5 protein-coding genes and 1 pseudogene are annotated in these 4,555 nt (G+C 67.3%); all 6 read right to left on the bottom strand.

From position 1 onward, the window contains the following. A pseudogene (locus AC3A3W_RS03355) lies at window positions 1–246 on the bottom strand (aldolase); the annotation flags it as partial. Window positions 247–301: 55 nt separating this feature from the next. Continuing rightward, complete coding sequence (locus AC3A3W_RS03350) at window positions 302–1,291, bottom strand: aldo/keto reductase (protein WP_487440466.1); 990 nt, start codon at window positions 1,289–1,291, stop codon at window positions 302–304. Window positions 1,292–1,360: 69 nt separating this feature from the next. After that, on the bottom strand, window positions 1,361–2,194 hold the full coding sequence (locus tag AC3A3W_RS03345; protein ID WP_487440465.1) for an ATP-binding cassette domain-containing protein: 834 nt from the start codon (window positions 2,192–2,194) through the stop codon (window positions 1,361–1,363). Beyond that, window positions 2,187–3,122, bottom strand: coding sequence for an ABC transporter ATP-binding protein (locus AC3A3W_RS03340; protein ID WP_487440464.1), 936 nt, complete (start codon window positions 3,120–3,122; stop codon window positions 2,187–2,189). The genes AC3A3W_RS03345 and AC3A3W_RS03340 overlap by 8 nt, the downstream gene beginning before the upstream one ends. A gap of 1 nt (window position 3,123) precedes the next feature. Further along, window positions 3,124–4,053 carry an ABC transporter permease gene (locus AC3A3W_RS03335; protein ID WP_487440463.1) on the bottom strand — a complete coding sequence of 310 codons (930 nt, stop codon included), beginning with the start codon at window positions 4,051–4,053 and terminating at the stop codon, window positions 3,124–3,126. Beyond that, on the bottom strand, window positions 4,050–4,555 hold a 506-nt coding region (locus AC3A3W_RS03330; RefSeq protein WP_487440462.1), incomplete at its 5' end, for an ABC transporter permease. The genes AC3A3W_RS03335 and AC3A3W_RS03330, both read right to left, overlap by 4 nt.

The raw sequence follows: 4,555 nt of genomic DNA, 5'->3' as shown, positions 1-4,555 counted from the left end.
GGTCAGGTTGTTGTCCTCAACGCGCACCATCCCGACGGCGGTGTGCCCGGCGTCGATGGCCATGAGCCCGTTGAGCATGCCCGAGTAGCCGAGCAGGCCGTGCTGGGCGTCGAGTGCCACGTAGTCGTATCCGAGCCGGCCGATGCGTTCCGTCGCCACGGGTGCATCCAGCACGGCCCAGTAGCCGACGGCCTGCTCGCGGGCGCGGATCTTGCGGGCGAATTCGAGGGCCAGTTCCGATGTCATTTTTCTACCTTCGGTCAGTGTCTTCAGTCGGTGTGTTCAGTCAATGTGGTGCAGATCAGCGGTTGTAGGCGGGCATCGGACCGCGGAGCCCTGCCCCGATGGCGTCGCACGCGTCGGTGACGTCGGCGGGCAGCGGGCCCTTGGCCACGGCCTCGATATTGGCGCGCAGCTGCTCCACCTTGGAGCCGCCCAGCAGCATCGAGCCGACGCCGTTCCGGTAGGCGAGCCAGCGCAGCGACAGCTCCACGAGGCTGATTCCGGCCTCAGCGGCGATGCCGGCGAGGCCCGTGACCGCCTCGAACAGCTGCTTGTCCCAGTAGCGCTGCGTGTACATCGCGGCGAGCTTGGAGTCGCCGAAGCGGCCCTCAGACGGCTTGGACTCAAAGCTGTGCCGGCCGGTCAGCAGACCGCCGCCTAGCGGGTTGTAGACCATGGTGTGGACGCCGTGCGTGGCGGCGAATTCGAGGTACTCCTCCTCCACGCGGCGGGCCACGAGGTTGTAGAGCTGTTGCGCCACCACCGGCCGCGGCGCTCCCACTTCGCGGGCCGTGTGGATGACGTCGGCGATCTGCCAGGCGGCGAAGTTGGACACGCCCAGGGCGCCGATCTTGCCTTCGGCGGCGAGTTCCGCCACGGTGGCCAGGGTGTCGCGGAGGGGCGTTGCACGGTCCGGCTGGTGCAGGTAGAACAGGTCGATGCTGTCCACTCCCAGGCGGCGCAGGCTGCCCTCGACGCTGCGGCGCAGCCCCTGCGGTGAGAGGGGCGCGTGCTGGCCGTGGTCGGCGTGCGGCATGCCCGCCTTGGAAGCCAGGACAATGTCCTCCCGGCGGTCCTTGAGGAGCCGGGCAAGCATCTCCTCGGTGGCCCCGCCCACGTAGGCGTTGGCGGTGTCGATGGTGGTGATGCCGGCGGCGAGGGCCTCCTCCACCATGCGCCCGGCGGTGGCCTCGTCCGCGGTGTCGCCGAATGTCATGGTGCCCAGGACGAGGCGGGAGATCGGTAGCTTCAGTCCGTCCACGGGAGTTCCTTCTGGCTGCTTGCTCATGTGTTGGTTCCTCATGGTTGCCGTGTGTGTTGGTTCGGTTCAGGTTGGGTTGAGGTCAGGCTCTGGCGCTCAGCTGCGCTGGGTGGCGAGGGCCAGTGACCGGACCAGGTGCCGGGGCTTGAGCCCGCGCATGGTGGACGGGTCCAGCGCCGCGCGGCGAAGCCTGCGCGTGTAGTCCTCCTTGGGGGATGTCAGGACCGAGGCGGTGGTTCCTGACTCCACGAGCTTGCCGCGTTGCATGACCATGACGCTATCGCTGATCTCCTGCACCACACCAAGGTTGTGCGAGATGAATACGTACGTGATGCCGGTTTCGTCCTGGATGGATTTCAGCAGACGCAGCACCTGGGCCTGGACGGAGACGTCCAGGGCGCTGGTGGCTTCGTCGCAGACCAGCAGCTGCGGCTTCGAGGCCAGGGCGCGGGCGATGCCGATCCGTTGGCGCTGGCCGCCGGAGAACTCCGCCGGGTGCTTGTCCAGGGACTGTGCCGGCAGGCCCACCTGGTCAATCAGCTTGGCCGCTTCCTTGTTCCGCTCGGCCCGCGACCGGACACCCTGCAGCTTTAGCGGCTCGGCCACGATTTCCTGCGCGGTGAGGTGCGGATCCAGGGAACCGTACGGGTCCTGGAACACCATCTGGAACTTGGAGCGCAGCGGCCGCAGCTTCGCCTCGCTCATGGCGGCAAGGTCCGTTCCGTCCAGTTCGATCCGGCCGCTGGCCGGTGTCACCAGCCGCATCAGCGCCTTCGCGATGGTGGACTTGCCGCAGCCGGATTCACCGACGACGGCGATGGTCTTGCCTTTGTCCACCGAAAACGAGACGTCGTCCACGGCCCGGAAGGTTCCGCCCGGCACGTGGTAGTCCACCACGAGGTTTTCGACGGAGAGGAACGGCTTACTCATGGCGGACTCCGGTGTTGCTCAGGGCGGCTTCCGCCGCCGGGTCGGCTTGGGTGTTGACGGCGGGAGTTTCGTCCCAGGGGCCCAGGACCGGAACGGCGGCCAGCAGGCTGCGGGTGTATTCCGTGGCGGGGTGGTCCACGATCTGCTGGACGTCGCCGGATTCGACGAACGATCCGTCCTTCATCACGTGGATGCGGTCCGAGATCAGCCGGGCGACGCCGAGGTCGTGGGTGATCATCAGGATGCCGATGCCGCGCTGCTCCTGCAGCTCCAGCAGCAGGTCCAGGATGCCGCCCTGCACCGTGACGTCCAGCGCGGACGTGGGTTCGTCGGCCACGAGGAGCTGCGGTTCGCTGGCCAGGGCGATGGCGATCAGCACCCGCTGCAGCATGCCGCCGGAGAGCTGGTGGGGGTACTTCTTCAGCTGCTTGTCCGGCGTCGGGATATGGACCTGCTCCAGCAGGCGGATGGCCCGTGCCCGGACGGCGTCCTTGTCCCTGGACGCGGCACCCGCGATCCTGATGGCCTCGGAGAGCTGGCTGCCGATGGAGTGCACCGGGCTCAGCGCGGTCATGGGGTCCTGGGGAATCAGCGCGAGCGTCTTGCCGCGGACCTTGTCGATGGCTTTGGGCTCGGCGATCACGTCCACGCCGTCGATCAGCACGGTGCCCGAGATCACGGCCAGGTCCTCCGGCAACAGCCGCAGGATGCCCATCGCCGTCGTCGATTTCCCGGAACCGGACTCACCGATGATGGTGACGGTCTCACCCCGGTGGATGCTGAAGCTCACTGAATCCACGGCGCGGATGATGCCGGCGTCGGTGATCAGCTCCACCTGGAAGTTGCGGACCTCCAGCAGGGCCGGCTCCTTATGGCGGGTGTCAGCCTGCGCTGGGTTGGTTTGGCCTTCGGCCGTGTGTGCGTTCATGTCAGGCACCCTTCTTCTTGCGGCGGGGACGGTCGCGGAGGCCGTCGCCCAGCAGGTTCACGCCCACCACCATGAGCACGATCACCAGGCCGGGCAGGGTGACCATCCACCAGGAGGTGGTGATGTAGTCCTGGCCGTCGGAAATGATGCGGCCCCAGGTGGCGAAGGGCCGCTGCGGCCCGGCACCGAGGAAGCTGAGCGCGCTTTCGAGCAGCACTGCCTGGGCCAGCAGGAGCAGCACCACCAGCGTCGCCTGCTTGATGACGTTCGGGATGATGTGCTGGATGAGGATCTGGATGCGGTGGAGGCCCAGGATCCTGGCGGCGGAAACGTAGGGCTTTTCGCGTTCCACCAGCACCATGGATCTGGTCAGCCTCGCCACTTCCGGCCATTGGGCTATGGCGATCACGAAGGTGATCACCGGGATGGACGGGCCGAAGAGCGCCACCACCAGCAGCAGCATCATCAGCAGCGGCAGGGACATCTGGGCTTCGAGGAGGCGGGAGACGATGGTGTCCACCCAGCCGCCGAAATAGCCGGCGGCCGCGCCGAGGATGATGCCGATGGCGCCGGAAACCAGCACTGCGAGCAGGCCGATAGTCAGGGAGACCTGGCCGCCGTGCAGCACGCGGGAGAGGAGGTCCCGTCCCAACTGGTCGGTGCCGAACAGGTGGCCGTCGGTCAGCGGCGGCAGGCGCCGGGCTGAGAGGTCCTGGAAGTTGGCGTCCGGCAGCGGGAGCACCTGGGCCAGGATGATGGGGATGATCACCAGCAGGGTGCAGACGGTGCCGACGATGAGCTTCCATTTGGCCGCATTACGACGGCGGGTGGCGCCTGCCTTGGCGATGTCCGCTTTAGTGACGGCGCTGGGGCTGGGCCGGCGTGCGGGCTGCCCGTCTGCCGCGGCGGGCGTTGCGGTGTCGAGGCTCATGCTGTTGCCGCCTTTCCAAGACGAACGCGGGGATCAAGGAGCGGATAAGCGAGGTCGATGAGCAGCTGAACAGCTACCGCCAGCAGCGCGGTGAGGAGGACCGTGGCCTGGATAAGGGGATAATCGCGGGTTTCGAGGGCCCGCACAATGAGGGAGCCGACGCCGGGCCAGGCGAACACCACCTCGACCACCACCACGCCGTTGAGCATCGCGGCGAACCGGGTGCCGAGGGCGGTGAAGACAGGGATGGCGGAATTGCCCATGGCGTAGCGCCACGTAAGGGCAGAGCTGTTGACGCCGCGGGAGCGGGCCACCGTGAGGAAGGGGGCAGCGAAATTGGCAGTCATCTCCCGCCGGACCATCCGGGAGATCAGGGCGATCTGCAGGATGGCGATAGTGATGGTGGGGAGCACGAGCCCGCCCCAGGTGGCGAAGCCGGAGGCCGGGAAGATCGGTATCAAAACGGCGAAGCCGGTAAGGAGCATGATGCCGGTCCAGAAGT

The sequence above is a fragment of the Arthrobacter sp. Soil_N43 genome, assembly GCF_057655195.1.
Note: the sequence above shows the minus strand (reverse complement) of the source record. Positions and strands in the feature narration are given on the sequence as shown.